Annotated in this window: 24 protein-coding genes; 10 read left to right on the forward strand and 14 right to left on the reverse strand. The window is 69.4% G+C overall.

The window, feature by feature from the left end:
* The 9 genes from KE274_RS14935 to KE274_RS14975 form a co-directional block, all read right to left on the reverse strand.
* Positions 1–1,122 carry a polysaccharide deacetylase family protein gene (locus KE274_RS14935; RefSeq protein WP_211545139.1) on the reverse strand — a complete coding sequence of 374 codons (1,122 nt, stop codon included), beginning with the start codon at positions 1,120–1,122 and terminating at the stop codon, positions 1–3.
* 2 nt (positions 1,123–1,124) lie between these two features.
* Positions 1,125–2,240, reverse strand: a complete 1,116-nt coding sequence (locus KE274_RS14940) for an adenosine deaminase (protein WP_211545141.1) — start codon at positions 2,238–2,240, stop codon at positions 1,125–1,127.
* Between the two features lie 49 nt (positions 2,241–2,289).
* Positions 2,290–3,582: a thymidine phosphorylase gene (locus KE274_RS14945; RefSeq protein WP_211545143.1), complete on the reverse strand. Its 1,293-nt coding sequence runs from the start codon at positions 3,580–3,582 to the stop codon at positions 2,290–2,292.
* Positions 3,579–3,977 (reverse strand): cytidine deaminase, encoded by a 399-nt coding sequence (locus KE274_RS14950; protein WP_136030366.1) that lies wholly within the window; start codon positions 3,975–3,977, stop codon positions 3,579–3,581. Before KE274_RS14950 ends, KE274_RS14945 begins: the two co-directional genes overlap by 4 nt.
* Before the next feature lie 25 nt (positions 3,978–4,002).
* Positions 4,003–5,286, reverse strand: a complete 1,284-nt coding sequence (locus tag KE274_RS14955) for an ABC transporter permease (protein ID WP_439957717.1) — start codon at positions 5,284–5,286, stop codon at positions 4,003–4,005.
* On the reverse strand, positions 5,286–6,602 hold the full coding sequence (locus KE274_RS14960; RefSeq protein WP_211545147.1) for an ABC transporter permease: 1,317 nt from the start codon (positions 6,600–6,602) through the stop codon (positions 5,286–5,288). The genes KE274_RS14955 and KE274_RS14960 overlap by 1 nt, the downstream gene beginning before the upstream one ends.
* The gene (locus KE274_RS14965) at positions 6,599–8,113 is read right to left on the reverse strand and encodes an ABC transporter ATP-binding protein (protein WP_211545149.1); all 1,515 of its coding nucleotides are present in this window, start codon (positions 8,111–8,113) and stop codon (positions 6,599–6,601) included. The genes KE274_RS14960 and KE274_RS14965 overlap by 4 nt, the downstream gene beginning before the upstream one ends.
* A gap of 106 nt (positions 8,114–8,219) precedes the next feature.
* Complete coding sequence (locus KE274_RS14970; RefSeq protein ID WP_211545151.1) at positions 8,220–9,332, reverse strand: BMP family lipoprotein; 1,113 nt, start codon at positions 9,330–9,332, stop codon at positions 8,220–8,222.
* Between the two features lie 148 nt (positions 9,333–9,480).
* Positions 9,481–10,596, reverse strand: coding sequence for a mannose-1-phosphate guanylyltransferase (locus KE274_RS14975; protein ID WP_211545153.1), 1,116 nt, complete (start codon positions 10,594–10,596; stop codon positions 9,481–9,483).
* 226 nt (positions 10,597–10,822) lie between these two features.
* Here KE274_RS14975 and sdhC point away from each other — a divergent pair, with 226 nt between their 5' ends.
* From sdhC to KE274_RS15005, 6 genes are all read left to right on the forward strand, one after another.
* On the forward strand, positions 10,823–11,257 hold the full coding sequence (sdhC, locus tag KE274_RS14980) for a succinate dehydrogenase, cytochrome b556 subunit (protein WP_136030381.1): 435 nt from the start codon (positions 10,823–10,825) through the stop codon (positions 11,255–11,257).
* Positions 11,257–11,697: a succinate dehydrogenase hydrophobic membrane anchor subunit gene (locus KE274_RS14985; protein ID WP_211545154.1), complete on the forward strand. Its 441-nt coding sequence runs from the start codon at positions 11,257–11,259 to the stop codon at positions 11,695–11,697. Before sdhC ends, KE274_RS14985 begins: the two co-directional genes overlap by 1 nt.
* A 19-nt stretch (positions 11,698–11,716) precedes the next feature.
* Positions 11,717–13,543: a succinate dehydrogenase flavoprotein subunit gene (gene sdhA, locus KE274_RS14990; RefSeq protein ID WP_211545156.1), complete on the forward strand. Its 1,827-nt coding sequence runs from the start codon at positions 11,717–11,719 to the stop codon at positions 13,541–13,543.
* A 2-nt stretch (positions 13,544–13,545) separates the two neighbouring features.
* A complete protein-coding gene (locus tag KE274_RS14995; RefSeq protein ID WP_211545158.1) occupies positions 13,546–14,313 on the forward strand; it encodes a succinate dehydrogenase iron-sulfur subunit in 768 nt (255 codons plus the stop codon).
* A gap of 100 nt (positions 14,314–14,413) precedes the next feature.
* Positions 14,414–15,628 carry a YihY/virulence factor BrkB family protein gene (locus tag KE274_RS15000; RefSeq protein ID WP_211545159.1) on the forward strand — a complete coding sequence of 405 codons (1,215 nt, stop codon included), beginning with the start codon at positions 14,414–14,416 and terminating at the stop codon, positions 15,626–15,628.
* Between the two features lie 9 nt (positions 15,629–15,637).
* The gene (locus KE274_RS15005; protein WP_211545161.1) at positions 15,638–16,477 is read left to right on the forward strand and encodes an exodeoxyribonuclease III; all 840 of its coding nucleotides are present in this window, start codon (positions 15,638–15,640) and stop codon (positions 16,475–16,477) included.
* Positions 16,478–16,578: 101 nt separating this feature from the next.
* On the opposite strand, the gene KE274_RS15010 is transcribed toward KE274_RS15005, so the two are convergent.
* Positions 16,579–17,256, reverse strand: coding sequence for a DUF4166 domain-containing protein (locus tag KE274_RS15010; protein ID WP_211545163.1), 678 nt, complete (start codon positions 17,254–17,256; stop codon positions 16,579–16,581).
* Between the two features lie 60 nt (positions 17,257–17,316).
* Here KE274_RS15010 and trpS point away from each other — a divergent pair, with 60 nt between their 5' ends.
* Positions 17,317–18,321: a tryptophan--tRNA ligase gene (trpS, locus tag KE274_RS15015; RefSeq protein WP_211545165.1), complete on the forward strand. Its 1,005-nt coding sequence runs from the start codon at positions 17,317–17,319 to the stop codon at positions 18,319–18,321.
* Between the two features lie 49 nt (positions 18,322–18,370).
* A complete protein-coding gene (locus tag KE274_RS16605) occupies positions 18,371–19,159 on the forward strand; it encodes a hypothetical protein (protein WP_249186496.1) in 789 nt (262 codons plus the stop codon).
* Positions 19,160–19,171: 12 nt separating this feature from the next.
* Here the strand turns inward: KE274_RS16605 and pth are convergent, their stop codons facing one another.
* Both pth and KE274_RS15030 read right to left on the reverse strand, forming a co-directional pair.
* Positions 19,172–19,753, reverse strand: a complete 582-nt coding sequence (pth, locus tag KE274_RS15025) for an aminoacyl-tRNA hydrolase (RefSeq protein ID WP_211545167.1) — start codon at positions 19,751–19,753, stop codon at positions 19,172–19,174.
* 96 nt (positions 19,754–19,849) lie between these two features.
* Complete coding sequence (locus KE274_RS15030; protein ID WP_211545169.1) at positions 19,850–20,470, reverse strand: 50S ribosomal protein L25/general stress protein Ctc; 621 nt, start codon at positions 20,468–20,470, stop codon at positions 19,850–19,852.
* A gap of 222 nt (positions 20,471–20,692) precedes the next feature.
* On the opposite strand from KE274_RS15030, the gene KE274_RS16695 reads away from it, so the two are divergent.
* Positions 20,693–20,818, forward strand: a complete 126-nt coding sequence (locus tag KE274_RS16695) for a hypothetical protein (RefSeq protein WP_275090547.1) — start codon at positions 20,693–20,695, stop codon at positions 20,816–20,818.
* Here the strand turns inward: KE274_RS16695 and KE274_RS15035 are convergent, their stop codons facing one another.
* Positions 20,819–21,325 carry a gluconokinase gene (locus KE274_RS15035; protein WP_211545171.1) on the reverse strand — a complete coding sequence of 169 codons (507 nt, stop codon included), beginning with the start codon at positions 21,323–21,325 and terminating at the stop codon, positions 20,819–20,821.
* Positions 21,326–21,333: 8 nt separating this feature from the next.
* The gene (locus KE274_RS15040; protein WP_211545173.1) at positions 21,334–22,392 is read right to left on the reverse strand and encodes a D-2-hydroxyacid dehydrogenase; all 1,059 of its coding nucleotides are present in this window, start codon (positions 22,390–22,392) and stop codon (positions 21,334–21,336) included.
* Positions 22,393–22,541: 149 nt separating this feature from the next.
* On the opposite strand from KE274_RS15040, the gene gndA reads away from it, so the two are divergent.
* Complete coding sequence (gndA, locus tag KE274_RS15045; RefSeq protein ID WP_211545175.1) at positions 22,542–23,996, forward strand: NADP-dependent phosphogluconate dehydrogenase; 1,455 nt, start codon at positions 22,542–22,544, stop codon at positions 23,994–23,996.

A 23,996-nucleotide genomic window follows, 5' to 3' on the forward strand; every position in this document is an offset into this window, starting at 1 on the left:
TCAACCGATCCGGGACACGAGGGCGTCAAGCCCCATGCCGTAGTCGATGCGCACCACGGGCAGGGCGAGCTTGTCCGTGCCGATCTGCACGTATCCGGGTTCGATGGTCCGCGCCATCTCGAAGCCCGCCTGCGCCACGCCCTGTTTCGCCGTGTCATTGTAGTGGCCGAACGGATAGGCCATGACCTCGCGCGCCCCCAGCACGTCCCCGGAGACGTTGAGATCCGCGGCGATCTGATCCGCCGTCCAGTTCACCATCCGCCCCTTCCCGTTCTCGCCCGCCTGGTGCATGTCGTTGGTGTGTGAGCGCCGGAGCACGTAGATCGACGGAGGCGGGTCGGTGCGATACGCCGTGATCATGAACGAGGTCGACAGCAGGCGGTACTTGTCGATCACGGGCACGGCGAGGTCGAACCAGCTCTGATCCGCGTCGTCGTCGGTGATGATGACGGACCGCGCGGGAAGGAACAGTCGCCCGTCGATGAACGCGCTCAGCTCGTCCCAGGTCGGCAGGTAGAACCCCGTCGTGGCGATGTGGTTCATCTGCGCATCGAAGTCGCCGATGTAGGCGTAGTTGCCGCGCAACCACCCCTTCTCGCCGTCCGGGTTGGACGTGAACTGGTGGTACATGAGGATCGGGACGCGCGTGCCCTCCGCCGCGTTCTCCTCGGGTGTCTTCCAGGCGGCGTGCAGCTCGATCCGCTGGTCGTCGCACACCACGGGGTCGGCGCCGTTCACCCGCGCCGCCGTCGTCAGCGCCGCCGCATCGGCGGCCGTCGGGTACCACCCCGCGAACACCTTCCCCTCGACCGTCGGGATGGGCAGCGCCACGTAGAGCCCGTTCTGCCACTGCAGCTGCGGGTCGACCGGCGCGCCTTCGCCCGCGAAGCTCACGGCGCACGCCAGCGGATTGTCGGCGTCGGACAGCAGCTGCTCGACCGGCGACAGCGGCGTCGGGGTCGGCGAGGGCTCCGGGCGCGGCGACCCCGACGGGGCCGGTGCAGCCTCGGCCGTCCCCCGACTCAGCAGTAGGTAGGCGGCAGCACCACCGGCGACCAGCAGCACAGCGGCGAGCGAGATGACCAGTGCGACGCGCCCCCGTCGCTTCCGCCCGGAAGACACGGTCAGGCGTCGAATCCCTCGGCGATCATCTCCACGAGCTCCTCGCGCTCCTCGACCGGGAGGAAGGCGGCGGCGGCGGCGTTGAACTGGAAGGTCTCCAGGTCGTCGAGGTCGTAGTCGAACGTCTCCACCAGCAGCGCGAGCTCGCGCGTGAGCGAGGTCGCGCTCATGGTGCGGTTGTCCACGTTCACGGTGACCGCGAAGCCCAGCTGATACAGCAGGTCGAACGGGTGGTCGGCCAGCACGTTGCCCCATGCCGCGACAGCCCCGGTCTGCAGGTTCGACGAGGGCGAGAGCTCGAGCGGGATCTCCCGGTCGCGCACCCAGCGGGCGAGGTCGCCGAAGCGCACCTGCACTTCGTCACCCTCCTGCGTGACGACCTCCAGGTCCTCGGCGATGCGCACGCCGTGCCCGAGGCGTAGCGCCCGACCGTCCAGCAGTGCCGAACGGATCGAGGCCAGCCCCGCGGCCTCACCCGCGTGCACGGTCACCGGGAAGAAGTTCTCGGCCAGGAAGTCGAACGCCTCGCGGTGGTTCGACGGCGGGAAGCCGTCCTCCGGTCCCGCGATGTCGAAGCCGACGGCACCGCGGCCGCGGTAGTCGACGGCGAGCTCGGCGATCTCCCTCGCGCGGTCGGTGTGACGCATGGCCGTGATGAGCTGACCGACGCGGATGCTGCGGCCGTCGCGGTCGGCGGCGTCCTCGCCCTCCTCGATGCCCTGCTGCACGGCGTCCACGGCCTGCTCCAGCGTGAGCCCGGCGGCCTGGTGCTGTTCCGGTGCCCAGCGCACCTCGCCGTAGATCACGCCGTCCGCCGCGAGGTCCTGCACGAACTCGCGCGCGACGCGGGTGAGGCCCTCGCGGGTCTGCATCACGGCCGTCGTGAGGTCGAACGTCTTCAGGTACTCGACGAGCGAGCCGGAGTCGCTCTGCTTCGCGAACCACGTACCCAGCGCGCGCGGGTCACTCTCCGGCACGTCGAGCCCGATCGCGTCGGCGAGCTCGATGATCGTCGCCGGTCGCAGCGCGCCGTCGAGGTGGTCGTGCAACGACACCTTGGGCAGGCTCCGCAGCGACACGCCCTGCAGGGTGACATCGCCGTTCGCATCGATCGACATGGGGATCCTCTCGGTCGCGGGACTTCGGGTTCAGGCTACCGCCCGCGCCTCACGCCGTGATGCGCTCGCGCACGATCGGTCCGGCCTCCGGGGCGTGGTCGCCGAGCTCCCACGCGCCCTCCAGCGCCTCGACTGCGCGAGGGAACCGTGCCTCGTCGGCAGCGGACAGCGTGAACAGCGGCTGGCCCGCGACAACGCGGTCGCCCGGCTTGGCGTGCAGGTCGATGCCCGCCTCGTGGATGACCGGGTCCTCCGCCCGCGCCCGCCCGGCGCCGAGACGCCACGCAGCGATGCCGAAGGGCAGCGCGTCCATGCGGGTCACCACGCCGTCGGCGGGTGCGGTGACGACGTGCGTCTCCCTTGCGACGGGCAGCGCCGCGTCGGGGTCGCCGTCCTGCGCGCGGATCATCGCCTTCCAGCTGTCCATCGCACGGCCATCGTCGAGCGCGGCCTCCACGTCGGCGTCCGGCTGTCCGGCGAGCGCGAGCATCTCCCTGGCGAGGGCGATGGTCAGCTCGCGCACATCCGCCGGTCCGCCGCCCGCGAGGATCTCCACCGACTCGCGCACCTCGTTGGCGTTGCCGATCGCGCGCCCCAGCGGCACGTTCATGTCCGTCAGCAGCGCGGTCGTGGCGACACCGGAGTCGGTGCCGAGCGCGACCATCGTACGGGCGAGCTCCCTGGCGCGATCGATGTCCTGCATGAAGGCACCGGAGCCGAACTTCACGTCGAGCACCAGGGCGTCGGTCCCCTCGGCGATCTTCTTCGACATGATGCTCGACGCGATCAGCGGAATCGCCTCGACCGTGCCCGTCACGTCGCGCAGGGCGTACAGCTTCTTGTCCGCCGGGGCCAGCGCGGAGCCGGCGGCGCAGATCACGGCGCCGACGTCGCCCTGCATCTGCGCGAACATCTCCTCGTTGCTGAGCGCGGCACGCCAGCCGGGGATGGCCTCGAGCTTGTCGAGTGTCCCGCCGGTGTGTCCGAGCCCGCGGCCGCTCAACTGCGGCACCGCCACGCCGAAGGATGCCACGAGCGGTGCGAGCGGGAGCGTGATCTTGTCGCCCACGCCACCCGTCGAGTGCTTGTCGACCGTGCGCTTGCCGAGGTCCGCGAAGCTCATGCGCTCGCCCGATGCGATCATCGCGTCGGTCAGGACCCGGATCTCGTCGCGCTCCATGCCGCGCTGGAAGACCGCCATCGCGAACGATGCCATCTGCGCATCGGAGACGTAACCGCGCGTGTACGCGTCGACCATCCAGCGCAGCGCCGGCTCGGGCACCGCCCCGCCGTCGCGCTTCGCGCGGATCACGTCCACGGCATCGAACGGCTCAACGGTCATCGTGCGTCCTCCAGGTCGCGCGGCCCGAACGCATCGGGCAGCACCTCGTCGATCGTGCGGATGCCGGAGACGGTTTCCAGCAGCATTCCCGGCACGGCGTGTTCGTACAGCAGCTGCCGGCACCGGCCGCACGGCATGATCGTGTCCCCGTCGTTGTTGACGCACACGAAGGCGACGAGCTGGCCGCCGCCCGACATGTGCAGGTCGCCGACGAGGGCACACTCGGCGCATAGCGTCACCCCGTACGAGGCGTTCTCCACGTTGCAGCCCGCGACGATCCGCCCGTCGCTGACGAGGGCAGCCGCTCCCACGCGGTACCGCGAGTACGGTGCGTACGCCTTCGTCATCGCGTCGGCCGCGACCTGGCGCAGCTCGTCCCAGTCGATGTCCGTCATGACGGTCGTTCCTTCTTCCTGCGTCCTACGACTTGATGTACGGCTTGCCGTCGGCGGCGGGTGCCTTGATCTGCCCGGCGAACCCGGCGACCGCGAGCAGCGTCACGACGTACGGCAGCATCAGCATGAACTCGCCGGGGATGGGCGTCTTCAGGATCGAGAGCAGGTTCTGCAGATTCGTCGCGAAGCCGAACAGCAGCGCAGCGAGCGTGGCCCTGATCGGATCCCATCGGCCGAAGATCACCGCGGCGAGGGCGATGAAGCCGAGACCGGCGGTCATCTCCTTGCCGAACTGCGGCACCGACACGAGCGTGAAGTACGCCCCGCCGACACCCGCGATCGCACCGGCGAGCAGCACGTTCCAGAAGCGCGTGGGGTTGACCTTGATGCCCACCGTGTCGGCGGCCTGGGGGTGCTCACCGACCGCACGCAGACGCAGACCCCACTTGGTGCGGTACAGGCCCCACGCGACGACCGCGACCGTCACGAACATCAGATAGCCGATGAACGTCTGGTTGAACAGCACCGGGCCGATGATCGGGATGTCGCTCAGCAGCGGGATCTCGATGCGCGTGAATCGCACCGGGGTGTTCAGCTCTGCCTCGTTGGGGGCGAGGAGCGCCCCGTAGAGGAAGCCCGTGAGGCCCGTGACGAGCACGTTCAGCACGACACCGACGATGACCTGCTCGACGAGGTACTTGATCGCGAACGCGGCCAGCACGCTGGCGACCAGCACGCCGCCGATCATGGCCCCGATCAGGCCGACGAACGGGTTCCCGGTGATGCTCGACAGCAGAGCGGCCGAGAACGCCCCCAGCAGGAGCTGTCCCTCGATCGCCACGTTCACGACGCCGGCCCGCTCGCCGATCACACCGCCGAGAGCGCCGAACACCAGCGGGACCGACAGCGACACGGCGCCGAACAGCAGGCTCGTGACCGGCACCAGGCCGCCGGCCGACGCCCACACGAGGAAGCCGAACACCGCCAGCACCCCGTAGGCCGCAACCAGCCACAGCGAGGTCGGGCGGTACACCCATGCCCGCAGGAAGGAGGCGACCGTGACCACGACGAGCAGGGCGAACACGACCCAGAACGTGGTGGCCGTCGGCAGGGCGACGTCGGGAAGCGCGAACGCGGACGCCTGATCGGACAGGCGGAACGTGCTCGTCCCGGTGCGCGGAACCGCGAGGAACAGCACCGCGAGGAGCACTGTCAGCACGGCGAGGACGAAGGGCGCCTTGAGGTGGCGCTCCTTGACCGTCGCGAGCTGGACGGTCCCGTCGGCGGCCTGGGTCTGTGCGAGCGACATCATGCCGTCACCGCCTTCTTCGCGGCCTTGGCTCTCGCCTTGGCGGCCTTCTCGGCGTCCGACTTCGGCAGGAAGAACACGGTGCGCAGCAGGGGCGGGGCCGCGATGAACAGCACCACGAGCGACTGCACGACCAGCACGATGTCCACCGGGATGTCCTGCGCCTGCATCGAGAACGAGCCCGCCTTGAGCGCGCCGAACAGGATGCCGGCGGCGAAGGTGCCCCACGCACGGCTGCGTCCGAGCAGCGCGACCGTGATCGCGTCGAAGCCGATGCCGGCGTCGATGGTCTCGGTCACACCGGTGGTCACGGCGCCCTGGAGCTGGTTCATGCCGGCGAGTCCGGCCAGGCCTCCCGCGAACAGCATCGCGTACACGTAGATGCGCTGCACGCTGATACCCGCGGCACGGGCGGCGTGCGGGTTCTCCCCCACCGCGCGCATGCGCAGACCGAGAGAGGAGCGCTCGAGCAGCCACCACACGAACAGGGTCGCGATGATCACGATCACGAAGCCCACGTCCAGCAGCGGGAACTGCGGCCCCAGCAGCGTCGGGAACTGCGCCGACTCCGGCGTCGGAGACCCGAGGGCCTGGTTGGTGCCCGGCTTCTGCAGCAGGCCGGGGGTGCGGATCATCCACAGCAGCAGGTAGTACGCGATGTAGTTGAGCATGATCGTGAGGATCACCTCGTGCGCGCCCGTGCGAGCCTTGATGAGACCGGCGATCGCGCCCCAGAGGGCACCGCCCGCGATCCCCGCGAGCAGCGTCACCGGCAGGTGCAGCCACAGCGGCAGATCGAGCGAGAACGTCAGCAGCGCCGCGACAGCGACGCCGATGAGCATCTGGCCACGCGCACCGATGTTGAACAGCCCGACGCGGAACGCGAGCGCCACGCCGAGACCCGCGGCGATCAGCGGTGCCGCGAAGCCGAGCGTGTTGGTCAACGGACGGATCTGCGCCGCGAAGTCGGCACCGCGGGCGTTGAAGATCGCCCCGCGGAACAGCGCCTCGTAGCCGTTGTAGACCGCGTTCCATGCGGCCGCGAGGGTGTCGGTCGGACGGGCGAAGAAGTAGCCCGATGCCTTCTGCACGTCCTCGTTCGTGATGGCGATGAGGATGCCGCCGACGATCAGCGCGAGCACGATCGCCAGGATCGTGGTGACCGCGCTGCCGCGCAGGAGCTCCTTGATGAAGACGTTGCTCCGCGGCGGATCGGGAACCTCGGTCGTGGGCTGCGGCGCGCCGGTGGTCGGCGGAAGCTGCTCGGGTGGGAGCCCCTTGGTCGCGTCCCCTGCGCCTGGTGTCGCTCCGCTCACGCGGCCACCTCTCCTTCGGCCGCACCGGCCATCATGAGTCCGAGCGTCTCCCGGGGCGTGTCACCGGGGACGATGCCGACGATCGTTCCGCGGTACATGACCGCGATCCGATCCGCGAGAGCTGCGACCTCGTCCAGCTCCGTGGAGACGACGACCACCGGGATGCCCGCGTCGCGTGTCTCGATGATCCGCTTGTGGATGAACTCGATCGAGCCGACGTCCACGCCGCGCGTGGGCTGTGCTGCCACGAGCAGTCGGAGATCGCGGCTCATCTCGCGCGCGATCACGACCTTCTGCTGGTTTCCGCCGGACAGCGTGCCTGCGGGGGTGTGCGGCCCCTGGGCACGGATGTCGTACTCCTTGATGCGCTCGCGCGCGAACTCCTCGAGCACCGCGCGCTTGAGCGTGCCTGCGCGGCTGAAGGCCGGGTCGTCCGAGCGGTCGAGCACCAGGTTCTCGGCTACGGAGAAACCGCCGACGAGGCCGTCCTCCGTGCGGTCCTCGGGAACGAATCCGACGCCCGCGTCGAGGATCGCGCGCACGCTCTTGCCGACCAGTTCCTTACCGTCGAGGACGATGCTGCCCTCGACGCGCGCCGCGAGACCGACGATGGCCTCCACGAGCTCGGTCTGCCCGTTGCCCTGCACTCCGGCGATCGCGAGCACCTCGCCGGGGCGCACGGTGAAGTCGACATCATCGACCACGATCGCTCCGGCCGGGGTGAGCACTCGCAGACCGGAGACCGCCAGTCCTCCCTCACCGAGTCGCGGTGCGTCCTTGTGCACCGTCAGCTCGACCGCGCGGCCGACCATGAGCGACGCCAGCTCGGCATTGGACGCGGTGGGCGACGCCTCTCCCACGATGCGGCCGAGCCGAACGATCGTGATGGTGTCGGCCACCTCACGCACCTCGCGCAGCTTGTGGGTGATGAAGACAATCGCGGTGCCCTCGTCGCGGAGCTGTCGCATGATCCCCATGAGCTCGTCAGTCTCCTGCGGCGTCAGCACGGCGGTGGGCTCGTCGAACACGAGCACCTTCGCGTCGCGCGACAGAGCCTTGATGATCTCGACGCGCTGCTGCACGCCGACCGGCAGATCGCCCACGATGGCGTCCGGGTCGATGTCGAAACCGAAGCGCGCCGCCACCTCGCGTACGTGCTGTCGGGCCTTGGCGATGTCGAGGGTGCCGAGGCCCTTGGTCTGCTCGTGCCCCAGCATGACGTTCTCGGCCACGGTGAACACCGGTACGAGCATGAAGTGCTGGTGGACCATGCCGATCCCCGCAGCCATCGCGTCACCGGGGCCCCGGAAATGCTGCACCTCGTCATCGAGGAGGATCTCTCCCTCGTCGGCCTGGTAGAGGCCGTAGAGGACGTTCATGAGTGTGGACTTGCCCGCGCCGTTCTCACCGAGGAGCGCGTGGATCTGTCCCGGCTCGACCACCAGATCGATGTGGTCGTTCGCCACGAGGCTGCCGAATCGCTTGGTGATGCCGCGAAGTTCGAGCTTCATATCTGCACCTTATCCAGAAGTGTCATCCAGGAGAATCGTCGTCCGTCCACGGCACGGGGCGAGTGGCAGCCTGCTCACCACTCGCCCCGTGTCGGACCGTTTCAGATCACGGCGAGTTCTTCGACTCCACCTTGATGTCGCCGGAGATGATCTGCTCCTGCAGCGCCGTCAGCTCGTCCATGAGGCCCTCGGGGAGCTTGGACTCGAAGTCGCCGAAGCCGGACAGCTTCACGCCCTCGTTCTTCAGCGTGCCGACGTAGGGAGCCGGGTCGAACTTGCCGTCGGCCGCAGCGATGGTCGCGTCGTGCACGGCCACATCGATCGCCTTCATGATCGAGACGAGCGTCATGCCGGCCACGCTCGGGTCGGCGACGGCGAGATCGCTGTCGACGCCGAGCATCAGCGTGTCCTTGCCGCTGTCGGTGATGGCAGCCGCGGCGCTCTGGTAGACCGGGCCGCCGACCGGGAGGATGACGTCGACGCCCTGGTCGAGCACGCCCTGTGCGGTCTGCTTCGCGGTGTCGTTGGCGTCGAAGCCACCCGTGAAGGAGCCCTCCTGCGTCGCCGCGTCCCAGCCGAAGACCTGCACCGAGGCCGACTTGTCCTCGTTGTACTTCTCGACGCCGAGCTGGTAGCCGTCCATGAACACGGCGACCGATGGGATCTGCATGCCGCCGAACGTGCCGACCTTGTTCACGCCGCTCTGCGCCGACCACGCGGCAGCCGCGTAGCCGCCGAGGTACGCCGCCTGAGCCGTGTCGAACACGAGGGGCTTGATGTTGGGCGCGTCGACCTCGCCGTCGAAGTCGTTGTCCGCCCAGTCGTCGATGATCGCGTAGTCGAGCTCAGGGTTTGCGAGCGCCGACTCGACCGTGGCGGCCGAAAGCTTGAAGCCGACCGAGACGATGAGCGAGCAGCCCTCCGAGACCGCGGTCTCCAGGTTCGGCGCGTAGTCGTTGTCGTTCGCCGACTCGAACTCGAGGGGCTTGATGCCGAGCTCCTCGGCAGCGCTGTCCATGCCCTCCTTGGCGGACTGGTTGAACGACTTGTCGTTCCAGCCGCCCGCGTCGGAGATCAGGCAGGGAAGGAAGTCGGAGTCGACCGGCTTCTCCGACCCTCCGGCCTCGTCGGTCGGCGCCTGGCCGCAGCCTGCCAGCGCGAAGATGACGCCCGCGGCGACGGTCGCGCCGAGAAGCTTCTTGGTGGTGGAGATGGTCAACTCATGCCTCCCTCAACGGAACCGCGACCATCGCGGATCGATCAAAGTTACCTAGTGTTTCAGCTTTCGTGCACGCAGGTCCCCCGTGGTGCTGGCGAAAGGTTACAAAGCTGAAATCAACCAGCCGATGAGCAGCAACCGCTGCTCATCAGAGCACGTCGCCCTGTCCGTTCAACTTCAGCGACTCCACCACGCCCTTCACGCGCTGTGCGTTCTCCACGGTCGTGACCAGAAGCGCGTCCGGGGTGTCGACGACCACGATGTCCTTGACGCCGACGAGGCTGATCACCCGGGAGGTCTGGCTGACGAGGATGCCGCTCGCCGCGTCGCTGAGCACGCGGGCCCGCGGCCCGAGCACGGCGAGGTCGTTCTTCCGGCCGTTCGTGATGAGCTTGGTGAGCGACGCGAAGTCGCCGACGTCGTCCCAGTCGAAGTGACCGGGCACCACCGCGAGGCGTCCGCGGCGTGCGGCCGGCTCGGCGACCGCGTAGTCGATCGCGGTCTTCTTGAGGCGCGGCCAGATGCGGTCGACGGCCGGCCCTCGCCGCTCACGGTCGTCCCAGGCCTCGGCGAGCTCGACCAGTCCCGCGTGGAGCTCCGGCTCGTTCGCGGCGAGCTCCTCGAGGAGCACGCTCGCCCTGGCGATGAACATGCCCGCGTTCCAGAGGTAGCCACGGTCCGCGAGGTAGTCCTTGGCCGTCTCCAGGTCGGGCTTCTCGACGAAGCTCTCGACGAGGGCGGCCTCCCTGGCGCGCTCGACGACGAGCTCCGACCCCTTCTTGATGTAGCCGAAGCCGACGGCGGGCTCGGTCGGGGCGATCCCGATCGTGCAGATGTACCCCTCACGGGCGACCTCCACGGCGTCGCGCACCGCGAACTCGAACACCCGGGTTCCGCGAATTACGTGGTCGGCGCTGAACGAGCCGATGATCACCTCGGGGTCGCGACGGTGCAGCACGGCGGCGGCCAGCCCGATCGCGGCGGCGGACTCGCGCGGCTCCGACTCCAGGAACACGTTCAGATCGGCGATGCCCGGGAGCTCGGCCTCGACGGCCGCGCGGTGCGCGCGCCCGGTCACCACGGCGATGCGGTCGGGTCCGGCGAGCGGTTCCAGACGATCCCACGTGTCGCGCAGGAGCGAATGCCCGGAGCCGGTCAGGTCGTGCAGGAACTTGGGGGCGTCCGCTCGGGACAGCGGCCACAGCCTGCTGCCGATGCCTCCGGCCGGGATGACCGCGTAGAAGTCCTCGATGGGTTCGCTCACCCGGCCAGCGTACCCAGGCGGCCGGTCCGCCCACCGTGTCCCGCTCCGCATCGCACTGTTCCGGACCGCTCCCTGGCGCGCCCCGTGGTTAGGGTCCCCTTCGTCGCCCACGGCCTTCTCACAGGAATAGGATGGAGGGCGATCGGGCGTGCCTGCCCCTCCCCTGCACTTCGAGGGGTCGAGACGGCGCACGCGACCGAGTCACATCGATCCAGGGAGGACGACCGTGTCCACAAGCGCTCGCTTGACACCGTCGATTTCGGAAACCACGTCCAAGACCCCCCGCGGCACCCTCTACCGGGGCCGCGAAGGCATGTGGTCGTGGGTGCTTCACCGCATCACCGGAGTCGCCATCTTCTTCTTCCTGTTGGTGCACGTGCTCGACACGGCGCTGATCAGGGTGTCGCCGGAGGCGTACGACGCGGTCATCGGCACGTACAAGAACCCGGTGATGGCGCTCGGCGAGGTCGTGCTCGTCGCCGGCATCGTGTTCCACGCGATGAACGGTCTGCGCATCATCGCGGTGGACTTCTGGTCGAAGGGCGCCAAGTACCAGCGCCAGCTCTTCTGGGGCGTGCTGCTCGTCTGGGGCATCATCATGGCCGGCTTCGTCCCGCGCCACCTGATGCTCGCATTCGCCGGCTTCGGAGGAGGACACTGATGAGCACCCAGACCGCCGTCGCCCCCGCTCGTCGTCAGCGCGGGGTCAACCTGGAGAAGTGGGGCTGGGTCTTCATGCGCGTCTCGGGCGTCGTGCTCGTCGTGCTGATCTTCGGCCACCTCTTCGTCAACCTGATGCTCGGCGAAGGCATCCACGCGCTCGACTTCGCGTTCATCGCCGGCAAGTTCGCCACGCCGTTCTGGCAGTGGTGGGACGTGCTGATGCTGTGGCTCGCGCTCATCCACGGCGCCAACGGCATGCGCACGATCGTGAACGACTACGTGACCAACGCCACCGCCCGCAAGGCGCTCGTGTGGGCACTCGGGCTGGCCGCCGGCCTGCTCATCCTCCTCGGCACGCTGGTCGTCTTCACGTTCGACCCCTGCCTGGGTGTGACCGAGTCCAGCACGCTGTGGGAGACCTGCCAGGCGCAGGGCTGAAAGAAGAGGCATACGAGAAGTGACTACCCAGACGCAGGATTCCGTCGTCCGTGACGGCGTGCACTACCACCAGTTCGACATCGTCATCGTGGGCGCCGGCGGCGCCGGCATGCGAGCCGCCATCGAGGCCGGCCCCGGTGCCAGAACGGCCGTGATCTCCAAGCTCTACCCCACGCGTTCGCACACCGGTGCCGCGCAGGGTGGCATGGCGGCGGCTCTCGCGAACGTCGAAGAGGACTCCTGGGAGTGGCACACCTTCGACACCGTCAAGGGCGGCGACTACCTCGTCGACCAGGACGCGGCGGAGATCCTCGCGAAGGAGGCCATCGACGCGGTCATCGATCTCGAGAACATGGGCCTCCCCTTCAACCGCACGCCCGAGGGGAAGATCGACCAGCGCCGCTTCGGCGGTCACACGGCCGAGCACGGCAAGACCCCGGTCCGCCGCGCGTGCTACGCCGCCGACCGCACGGGCCACATGATCCTGCAGACGCTGTTCCAGAACTGCGTCAAGCTCGGCATCAACTTCTTCAACGAGTTCTACGTGCTCGACCTCATCACGGTGAAGGACGACGCGGGCAGGACGCAGATCGCCGGTGTGGTCGCGTACGATCTGGCCACCGGCGAGCTGCACGTCTTCCAGTCCAAGGCCGTCATCTTCGCGACGGGCGGCTTCGGGAAGATCTTCAAGACCACGTCGAACGCGCACACGCTCACGGGTGACGGCGTCGGGATCGTCTGGCGCAAGGGCCTGCCTCTGGAGGACCTCGAGTTCTTCCAGTTCCACCCGACCGGGCTCGCTGGACTCGGCATCCTCCTCACCGAGGGTGCGCGAGGCGAGGGCGCGATCCTGCGCAACGCCTCCGGCGAGCGGTTCATGGAGCGCTACGCCCCCACCATCAAGGACCTCGCCCCGCGTGACATCGTCGCGCGCTGCATGGTGCAGGAGGTCGCGGAGGGTCGCGGCGCCGGTCCGCACAAGGACTACGTGCTGCTCGACTGCACGCACCTGGGCGCCGACGTGCTCGAGACCAAACTGCCCGACATCACCGAGTTCGCCCGCACGTACCTCGGCGTCGACCCGGTCGTCGAGCCCGTGCCGGTGATGCCGACCGCGCACTACGCCATGGGCGGCATCCCCACCAACAACAACGGCGAGGTCCTCGCCGACAACGACACTGTCGTCCCCGGCCTCTACGCGGCCGGCGAGTGCGCGTGCGTCTCGGTGCACGGCGCCAACCGCCTCGGCACCAACTCGCTGCTCGACATCAACGTGTTCGGCAAGCGCTCGGGCCGCAACGCGGTGGAGTACGTCAAGACCGCTGAGTTCGTGCCGCTTCCCGAGAACCCCGCCGCCTTCGTGTCGGACATGCTTGAGGGCCTGCGCAACAACCAGGGCACCGAGCGCATCGCCGTGCTGCGCAAGACGCTGCAGGACGAGATGGACAAGGGCGCGCAGGTGTTCCGCACGCACGAGTCGCTGCAGCACGTGCTGGGCGTGATCGCCGAGCTGCGCGAGCGCTACAAGAACGTGCACGTCGACGACAAGGGCCACCGCTTCAACACCGACCTGCTCGAGGCCGTGGAGCTGGGCTTCCTGCTCGACATCGCCGAGGTCGTCGTCTACGCCGCGCAGAACCGCGAGGAGAGCCGCGGCGGCCACATGCGCGACGACTTCCCGAAGCGCGACGACGAGAATTACATGAAGCACACCATGGCGTACCTGACGGGCGACCCGCACTCGTCGGACCCCAGCGACCACATCAAGCTCGACTGGAAGCCCGTCGTGTTCACCAAGAACGACAAGGGCGAGTTGAACTACCCGCCGATGGAGAGGAAGTACTGAGCATGTCGAACGCGATCGCCGAAGCGCCGGCCGAGACCACGGAAGACACCGGCATCCAGTCCTTCATCGTCACGTTCAACATCCGCCGGTTCGACCCGGAGGTCGACAGCGAGCCGCACTGGGTCGACTACGACGTGGAGCTCTACTCCACCGACCGCGTGCTCGACGCCCTGCACAAGATCAAGTGGGAGGTCGACGGCTCGCTCACGTTCCGCCGCTCCTGCGCCCACGGGATCTGCGGCTCGGACGCCATGCGCATCAACGGCCGCAACCGCCTCGCCTGCAAGACGCTGATCAAGGACCTCGACATCTCGAAGCCGATCTACGTCGAGGCCATCAAGGGCCTGCCGCTGGAGAAGGACCTCGTCGTCGACATGGAGCCCTTCTTCGCGTCGTACCGCGAAGTGCAGCCCTTCCTCGTGGCCAACTCCGTGCCGGAGAAGGGCAAGGAGCGCCTGCAGACCATCGCCGACCGCGAGATCTTCGACGACACCACCAAGTGCATCCTGTGCGCGGCGTGCACCTCGTCGTGCCCCGTGTTCTGGACCGACGGGCAGTACTTCGGCCCGGCGGCGATCGTCAACGCGCACCGCTTCATCTTCGACTCGCGCGACGACAACGCCGCCGTGCGCCTCGACATCCTCAACGACAAGGAGGGTGTGTGGCGCTGCCGCACCACCTTCAACTGCTCCGAGGCGTGCCCCCGCGGCATTGAGGTGACCAAGGCGATCGCCGAGGTCAAGCAGGCGGTGCTCCGGGGCCGTCCCTGACGCGTTCCGACTCTCCCGCGAAAGGCGGCTCCTGTTCTGGAGCCGCCTTTCGCGTGGAGGGGCGCCGTCTCGCCCTGGCCGGCTTGGATAGGGTGGGGGCGTGTCCGACCCCGCTGGTGCCGCGACCGAGTCCGGTCGTCTCGATGCCGCCGTCGAGCGTGCGACCGCGCTGACTCAGCGCACACTGGCGCTGTTCCCGGTGCGGGTGTGGCGGCACTTCCTGCAGCACAACGGCTTCCTGCTCGCCGCGGGCGTGAGCTATCAGGCGCTGTTCGCGATCTTCGCCGCGGTCTACCTGGCGTTCGCGATCGCGGGCCTCTGGCTGGGCGGCAGCGAAGACGCCGTGAACGGCCTCATCGACATCATCAACAACTACATCCCGAACTTGATCCTCGAGCAGGGCGGGGTGTTCACGCCTCAGCAGGTGCAGGAGATCGCCTCCAACACGACCGGTGTCCTCGGCGTCACGGGTCTGATCGCGCTCGGCACCGTGATCTGGACCGCGATCGGCTGGGTGACCTTCTCCCGTCGAGCGATACGCGACATCTTCGGTCTCGAGCCGGATCGCCGCAGCTACCTCGTCCTGAAGGCACGGGACCTGCTGGCCGCCCTGATCTTCGGCGTCTCCTTGATCCTCGGCTCGGCACTCAGCTCGGCGAGCGCCGCCGTCCTCAGCTGGGTGCTCTCCCTGCTCGGCTGGGACTCCGGATCGGACGGCCTCAACCTCGGCATCCGGATCGGCACGGTTCTCGTGTCCTTCGTGCTGCTGACGGGTGCGCTGGCCGCGATGGTGCGGTTCCTCACCGGAACCTCGCTGCACTGGGGGACGATCTGGCCGGGCGCGCTTCTGGGCGGCGCCGCCATGACGGTGCTGCAGTTCGGCGTCGGCTTCCTGCTGAGCTACACGCCGTCGAATCCCCTCCTGGCCACCTTCGCGATCTTCGTCGGGCTCCTGCTGTGGTTCCGCGTGAACGGTGTGGTGATGCTCGTCGCAGCGTCGTGGATGGCGGTCACGGCACAGGACCGGGACCTGCCGCTCCTGGCCCAGACCGACGCCGAGCGCCGCATCGCCGAGCACCAGGCCCTGCTCGTCGCCGCTCGTATCCGCGCACGCGATGCGCAGCAGGCCCGCGACGCCGCGCCGTGGTACCGCGCGTGGGCGGCCGAACGGGCGCTGCGTCACGCACAGGCGGACGTCGCGCACCTCGAGGCGACGGCTCCCCCGCCGCCCCCGGCGGGCTCGCCTCTGGCACAGCGTCTGCTCGCAGAGCTCAACCACCGGCAGGAGCGGGGCGATGTCGGAGGCGCTCGTTAGGCTGGAGCAATGCCTCATCTGCGTATCGCCACGGTCAATGTCAACGGGATCCGAGCGGCGGCTCGCAACGGAATGAGCTCGTGGCTCGACGCGGCGGACATCGACATCCTCACGCTGCAGGAGGTCCGCGGACAGGACGAGCACATCGAGGCCGCACTCCCCGGGTGGACGTTCGTGCACGACGAGGCGACCGCGAAGGGTCGCGCGGGAGTTGCGATCGCGAGCCGCGTCCCCGCCGTCGCCTCCCGCACCGACTTCGGCCCGGAGGACTTCGACTCGAAGGGGCGCTGGATCGAGGCCGACTACCTGATCGGCGACCGCCCGCTGACCGTGGTGAGCGCGTACGTGCACTCCGGAGAAGCGGACACCCCGAAGCAGGACGAGAAGTGGAAGTTCCTCGATGCCTTCGAGTCGCACCTCGCATCGCTCAACACCGATGGCGCGCTCGCGCTCGTGACGGGCGACCTCAACGTCGGACACCGCGAACTCGACATCAAGAACTGGCGCGGCAACCGCACCAAGGCCGGCTTCCTGCCACGGGAGCGCGCGTACTTCGACCGGTTCCTCGGCGAAGCGGGCGCACCCGTCACCGGCGTCGACGGCTCGGTCGGCACGGGGCTCGGATGGGTCGACGTCGGCCGGCGCTTCCACGGCGAGGTCGACGGGCCGTACACGTGGTGGTCGATGCGCGGCAAGGCATTCGACAACGACTCGGGGTGGCGCATCGACTACCACCTCGCAACGCCCGCCCTCGCCGAGCGGGTCGAGGCGTACCACGTGGCCAGGGCGGCCGCGTACGACCAGCGGTGGAGCGACCACGCACCGGTGGTCGTGGACTACTCCTACTGACCGGGGGCACGCCGGCTTCGGGGCCACCCGCAGCCGAGGCTGTGCTCCGCGCCGTCGGGGACGTGGATCGCTCGCGGCGGCGCCCCTCCCGGGCGGGGTGGCTAGTCCTGCGCGCCGATCGTCGCGTCGGGACGCAGGTCCGCCCCTCGGTCACGTTCGCGATACGAGCCGCGATACTCCAGGACCGTTCCGAAGACGGGGTTCACCGCTCGCATGTCGATCGTGCGGCGGTGATGCTCGTCGTCCCAGCCGTCGACGAGCTCGACGCGCACACCGAGGGGCCCACGGAGCGCGAAACGTCGGCCGAACAGTCTCAGCGCGACCCGCACGGTGCTCATGCGGAGGAAACCCTCCGGCGTGACCGTGCAGCGCTCGATCAACTCGACGCGACCGCGCGAACCCAGGAGGTTGCGCACCAGCCCCGGACGCACACTCACCGTCAGGCGATCGGCGATCTCCTGGGAGCCGCGGGCGAACCGGAACACACGGACCGAATCGAGCGTGGCACGCCCCGACGGAGAACGACCGGACACCGTCCTCAGGCGGAAGGGCACCCCGTACCCGCGCGCGGTGACGAGGAGACGCGGACCCACCACCGGACGGGCGAACGCCGACCAGCGACCGAATCGGCTCCCCGCGACCGCGAACACGCCCTCCGCCTCCCCCACCGACACCGGGCGGCGGAACGAGGCGAGCAGTTGCGGATGCAGTCGCTCCGCGTCCGCCCCGAGGGCGTCGAGGAACACCTGCCCCCTGGCGGGTGGGAAGGCATCGGTCATGCCGCCAGCGTAGGGGACGCATGCGCCGAGCGGGCGACGAGGGGCGCATAGGATTGACGGGTGAACAAGCCTCGTCTCTACTCCGGAATGCAGCCCTCCGCCGACTCCCTCCAGATCGGCAACTACATCGGCGCACTCCTGCAGTGGCGGGAGCTGCAGAACTCCTACGACGCCTTCTTCTCCGTGGTCGACCTGCACGCCCTCACGGTGGCACAGAACCCGGCGGAGCTGCGCGAGAAGACCCGTCGCACGGCCGCGCAGTACATCGCCGCCGGTATCGAGCCCTCGCAGTCGACCCTGTACGTCCAGTCGCACGTGCGCGCACACGCCGAGCTGGCATGGATCCTCAGCACCATCACCGGGTTCGGCGAGGCCGGACGCATGACGCAGTTCAAGGACAAGTCGACGCGCTACGGCGCCGACGCCACCAGCGTCGGTCTCTTCACGTACCCCGTGCTCATGGCCGCGGACATCCTCCTGTACCAGACCGACGTGGTGCCGGTCGGCGACGATCAGAAGCAGCACGTCGAACTCACGCGCGATCTCGCTGAGCGCTTCAACTCGCGCTTCGGCACGACCTTCACGGTGCCGCTCCCGGTGATCCAGAAGGAGACGGCGCGGATCTACGACCTGCAGAACCCGGCCGCCAAGATGTCGAAGTCGGCGGAGAGCGACGCGGGCGTGCTCTGGATGCTCGACGAGCCCGCGAAGTCGGCCAAGAAGATCATGCGCGCCGTGACCGACAACGAAGGCTCGGTGCGGTTCGACCGCGAGAACAAGCCCGGCGTGTCGAACCTGCTGACCATCTACGCCGCACTCACCGGGCGGCAGATCGCCTCGATCGAGGACGAGTACGCGGGACGCGGTTACGGCGACTTCAAGAAGGGCCTCGCCGAGGTCGTGGTCGAGGAGTTCGGTCCCGTGCGGGAGCGCGCCCTCGAACTCCTCGACGACCCGGCCGAGCTCGACCGCATCCTCGCCGCAAACGCTGCGCGTGCCGACGCCGTCGCCGATGCGACGCTGTCCGACGTGTACGACCGGATCGGACTGCTCCGGCGCGTGTGACCGCCGCGGCGCCCCGGGACGAGGGTGGCAGCGCCTCTAGGATGGGGGCGTGACCGATCCCCAGCTGCCCCCTCCTCCCGGCGCCCCCTCCCCGTCCGGCTCGGATGCACCGCGCGAAGCCGGGCACACGGCACCCGCGATCGTCCCGCCCACGGAGAGCGCTGCGCCGGAAGGGACCGCACCCGGTTCCACCGGTGGTTTCCCGCCCGCACCACCCGCGTACGCTCCTTCGCCGGCCTCCGCGCCGGTCGCGCCGACCGCCTCCCCCGTTCCTCCGCCCGCGGGCGGGATTCCTGCGCCGTATGGTGCCGCGCCGGTTCCCCCGGCCCTCGGCGCCGTCCCCGTCTCACCGGCATCGGCGATTCCCGGAGCCCCCGCGGCGCCCCCCGGGGCCTACGCCGTGCCGGTGGGCGGCTACGCGGTTCCGTCCGGCGCCTACAGCGTGCCGGATCCGACGCCCGCGCGCTCCGGCGTGCTGGGCTCCCTGGCGCTCGTCTTCTCCCTCGTCGCGGCCGTCGTGGCCCCCATCCTCGGGGGCATCAGCGCGTTCGAGATCGGACGCCGGCTCCCCTTCGGCATCTCGAACGGACGCGACCTCAGCGTGCTCACGCCCGCACGCGACCAGGTGCTCTGGGCCGAGCTGTCGTTCTGGACCGGCACGGTGTTCGGCATCGCGGCGATCGTCCTGGGCATCATCGCGATCCGCCGCCGTCAGGGCCGCGGAACCGGGATCGCGGCGCTCGTGCTCGGCGTCCTCGGGGTCGTGATCTTCTTCGCGGTCGTCCTCGTCACCTTCGCGCTCGGCGGCGCCGCCGGGCTCGCGGTCTCACCGGCCTGAGCGCCGGGCCGCTCAGCGCGGCGCGTGATGCTTCTGCTGCGCGGCCAGCAGACCCTCGTCGACCAGCAGCTCGACCGCGTCGGCGGCATCCGCGACCAGGATCGGCAGGTTCGCGCGCTCGTCCTTCCCGAACGGCGACAGCACCCAGTCGGCCGGATCCTGACGCCCGGGCGGACGGCCGATCCCCACACGCACGCGGGGGAAGTCGGGAGTCGTGAGCGCACGCGCGACATCGCGGACCCCGTTGTGCCCGCCGTGCCCGCCACCGGTCTTCAGCTTGACCGTGTCGAACGGGATGTCGAGTTCATCGTGCACCACGACCACGTGCTCCGGGGCGACCGAGTAGAACCGCGCGAGAGCAGCGACCGGCGTGCCCGAGACGTTCATGAAGGTGTTGGGTTTGGCGAGGACGAGCTTGTCTGCGCCCGGGCGCAGCCAGGTCTCCACGACACGCGCGCCGCCCTTGTGCTCTCGGAAGGACTCGCCGCGTCGCGCCGCGAGCTCGTCGACGACCAGCTGCCCGATGTTGTGGCGGGTCGCCTCGTACCGCGGTCCCGGGTTCCCGAGTCCGACCACGAGCCAGGTGGCTGCCATTCCTCGTCCTCTCTCGTGGGCGCCGAGCACCCGGTCAGGATACGACGGAGGGGACGCGATGCGATCGCGTCCCCTCCGTGATGAAGCTGGCGGAGATCACTCCGCGGCGGCCTCCTCGGCGGCCTCGGCCGGAGCCTCGCCCTCGCCCTCGGCGCCCTCGGCCTCGTCCTCGACCGGAGCGGCCGGGACGGAGATCGCGACGACCAGGACCTCGGGGTCGGTCAGCAGCGACGAGCCCTTGGGGAGGGTGACGTCGGCAGCGGTGATGTGCGCGCCCTCCTCGAGGCCCTCGACCGACACCTCGATGTTCTCGGGGATGTGCGTGGCCTCGGCCTCGACCGACAGCGTGGTCGCGTCGAGGTTGACGATGGTGCCGGGAGCCGACTCGCCCGTGACGACGACGGGAACGTCGATCGCGACCTTCTCGCCCTTCTTCACGACCAGCAGGTCGATGTGCTCGATGACCTGGTGCACCGGGTCCTTCTGCACGTCCTTGACGAGCGCGAGCTGCGAGGTGCCCTCGATGTCGAGGTCGAGCAGCGCGTTGGCGCGACGCACGATCAGCGAGACCTGGTGGCCCGGCAGAGCGACGTGCACCGGCTCGGTGCCGTGGCCGTAGAGGACGGCGGGGATCTTGCCGGCAGCGCGCAGACGACGGGCGAAGCCCTTGCCGAAGCTGCTGCGCAGCTCGGCGTGGACCGTGGTGTCTTCAGACATGGGTTCTCCTTCGGGGCACGCAGCGAAGGCGCCGCGCGGTGGTCTTGGAATTGTGAACTCGAACGCGGACGCGTGAGGAAAGCCACCGGGCTTGCTTCGCCGCGTCGATTACGGACGCCCGCGCACGCGCAGAAGCATCCCTCGCCGAGGTACGTGTCCATGGTACCGGATCACCCGATAGGCTGAGGACACCGTCCCTTCTGCAGAACTCGGAGTACCCCCATGCTCGACGGCGCCTTCCTCTCGCACGTCCTCCTCTGGCTCATCGGCGCCATGACGCTCTGCGCCGCGATCGGCACCGCCGGCGCCCTGTTCTCCCTCGGCCGCTCCGGCTACCGCAAGGACTGATCAGCCCTCCGACGGCCCTCGGCGCAGCACCGCGGCGGTGATCGCGTCGACTTCCCGAGCGGGCTCCTGCGTGGCCTCGACCCGCACGCCCCGCTCGTCCTCCTCCAGCGGCTCCAGTGCCGCCACCTGTGAATCCAGCAGCGACGCCGGCATGAAGTGGTCCACCCTCGACCGCATGCGCTCGGCCAGCACGGCGCGGTCCACCACCAGTTCCGCGAAGAACGCCTCGGGCGCCTCCGCCCTGATCGCGTCGCGGTAGCGGCGGCGCAGTGCGGAACAGGCCACCACGATCCGCTCGTGCGCCCGCAGCGTCTCCCCCACCACGCGCAGCCACGGCATGCGATCCTCGTCCTCCAGCGGGATCCCGGCGGCCATCTTGTCGACGCTGGTGAGCGGATGGAGGTCGTCGCCGTCCACGAACCGGGCCGCGAGCGCCTCCGCGAGCGCCCGGCCCACCGTCGACTTCCCGGAACCGCTCGGGCCCATCACGACGATCCGGATGCTCATCGCCGGACTCAGTAGAACTCGACCGTGTCGACCACGGCGCGCAGTTCGCGCCCGTCGAGCAGACGCGTGGCGTTCTCCGCGAAGCGCCGGGCGATCCGCTCCTCCTCGCGTGAGCTGAGCGCCGCGGTGTGGGGGCTCACGAGCACGCGCGGGTGCGACCACAGCGGCGAATCCTCGGGCAACGGCTCCTGCTCGAACACGTCCAGTCCGGCGAAGCCCACGCGCCCGTCGTCCAACGCCCGCAGCAGCGCCGCCTCGTCGATCACACTGCCGCGCCCCACGTTGGTCACGATCGTGCCCGGACGCACCGCCTGCAGCACGTCCTCTCCGATCAGGTGCCGGGTCTGGGCCGTGCCGGGAAGCGTGACCACGATCGCGTCGACCTCGGCCACCACCTCCGGCAGCGCCTCCGGCGACACCAGCCGCTCGACCCCCTCGACCGGCCGGCCGGAACGACTCGTGCCCCACACCCGCGCGCCGAGCGCGTCGAACCGACGTGCGCACTCCGCGCCGATCCCGCCGAGGCCCACGACGAGCACCGTCAGCTCCTCGACCTGGCGCATCTCCCAGCGGTCGGGCCAGCGGCGGTCGCGCTGATCCGCGAGCAGCCGCGGCAGCCCCTTCGCTCCCGCGAACACGGCGAACACGGCGAACTCGGCGAGCGTGCCCCCGTGCACACCCGCACTCGTGGTGAAGACGACGCGGTCGAGTGCGGCCCGATCGAGCTCCGCGGCGCGCACCGTGCTGCCGCCGCCCGCCGCCGTGGTCATGACCCAGCGCAGCCGCGGGTTGGCCGACACCGTGCGCGCGAGAGCCTTCGGGTCGACGTCCGGGATGCCGAACAGCACGTCCGCCGAGTCGACCAGGGCCTCGAAGTCGGCCTGCTGCTGCGCGGTGCGCGTGAACGCCGGATCGCCCGACCAGTCCGCAGGTCCGCGCATGGGCGGCACGAGCGACGGATCGCTCACCACCTCCAGGCGCGGCTCCAGCTCCTCGATGAGCCGGCAGAGCTCCTCCGGCAGCGGCACCGCCACCACCGCGCGCACCTTCTTCTCGGACTCCGTCACGGCGACTCCCTCCTCGCAGGCCTGCTCCGACCAGCGTAGAGGTCCCGGCGGGCACCGCTGCCGCGGCCGCACGGCGACACGATCGCCCACCGACCGACTGCACAGCGATACGCTGAAGACAACCCTTCTTCACGATCGAGGAGCCTTCTGTGCCCGAAGCATCAGCGAACATCGGAGTCGTCGGACTCGCCGTCATGGGGTCGAACCTCGCCCGCAACCTCGCCAGCCGCGAGGGCAACACCGTGGCGATCTTCAACCGCAGCTACGAGAAGACAGAGACCCTCCTCGAGGAGCATCCGGAAGCCGGGTTCATCCCCGCCCGGACGTATCAGGAGTTCGCCGACTCGCTGCAGAAGCCGCGCACCGCCATCATCATGGTCAAGGCCGGCGCGCCGACCGACGCCGTGATCGACTCGCTCGTCGAGGTCTTCGAGCCGGGCGACATCATCGTCGACGGCGGAAACGCCTACTTCCCCGACACGATCCGCCGCGAGAAGGCCGTGCGGGAGACCGGCATCAACTTCGTCGGCGCGGGCATCTCCGGCGGCGAGGAGGGCGCGCTCACCGGCCCCTCGATCATGCCGGGCGGCTCCGACGAGTCGTGGGTGACCCTGGGCCCGATCCTCAAGTCCATCGCGGCCGTCGCCGAGGGCGAGCCGTGCGTGACGCACGTCGGCCACGACGGTGCCGGCCACTTCGTGAAGATGGTGCACAACGGCATCGAGTACGCCGACATGCAGCTCATCGCCGAGGCGTACGACCTGATCCGGCGCGGCACCGGCAAGTCGCCCGCCGAGATCGCCGAGATCTTCGCGGAGTGGAACGGCGGCGAGCTGGAGTCGTACCTCATCGAGATCACCGCCGAGGTGCTGCGTCAGGTCGACGCCGAGACGGGCAAGCCGCTCGTCGACGTGATCCTCGACCAGGCGGGCGCCAAGGGCACGGGCGCGTGGACCGTGCAGACCGCGCTGTCGCTCGGCGTCCCGGTCTCCGGCATCGCGGAGGCGACGTTCGCGCGCTCGCTGTCGTCGCACCCGGAGCAGCGCGCCGTGGCCGCCTCGCTCCCCGGACCCGACGAGGAGTTCACCGTTCCGGCCGACCAGGTCGACGCCTTCATCGAGGACGTGCGCCTCGCCCTGTACGCGTCGAAGATCGTCGCCTACTCGCAGGGCTTCGACGAGATCCGCGCGGGTGCCGCCGAGTACGGATGGAACATCGACCTCGGCGCGATCTCGAAGATCTGGCGCGGCGGCTGCATCATCCGCGCGCAGTTCCTCAACCGCATCGCGGACGCCTACGCCGAGACGCCCGACCTCCCGGTGCTGATGACCGCGCCGTACTTCGCCGAGGCGCTCACGCGGGCGCAGTCGGCCTGGCGCCGCGTGGTGGTCACGGCCGCCCAGTCGGGCATCCCCGCCCCGGCGTTCTCTTCGTCGCTGTCGTACTACGACGGTATCCGCGCCGACCGGCTGCCCGCCGCGCTCGTACAGGGCCAGCGCGACTTCTTCGGCGCGCACACCTACAAGCGCATCGACAAGGAGGGCACCTTCCACACGCTGTGGTCGGGCGACCGCACCGAGATCGAGGCCGAAGACACGCACTGA

The organism is Microbacterium paraoxydans (assembly GCF_018224615.1).
GTDB lineage: Bacteria > Actinomycetota > Actinomycetes > Actinomycetales > Microbacteriaceae > Microbacterium > Microbacterium paraoxydans_B.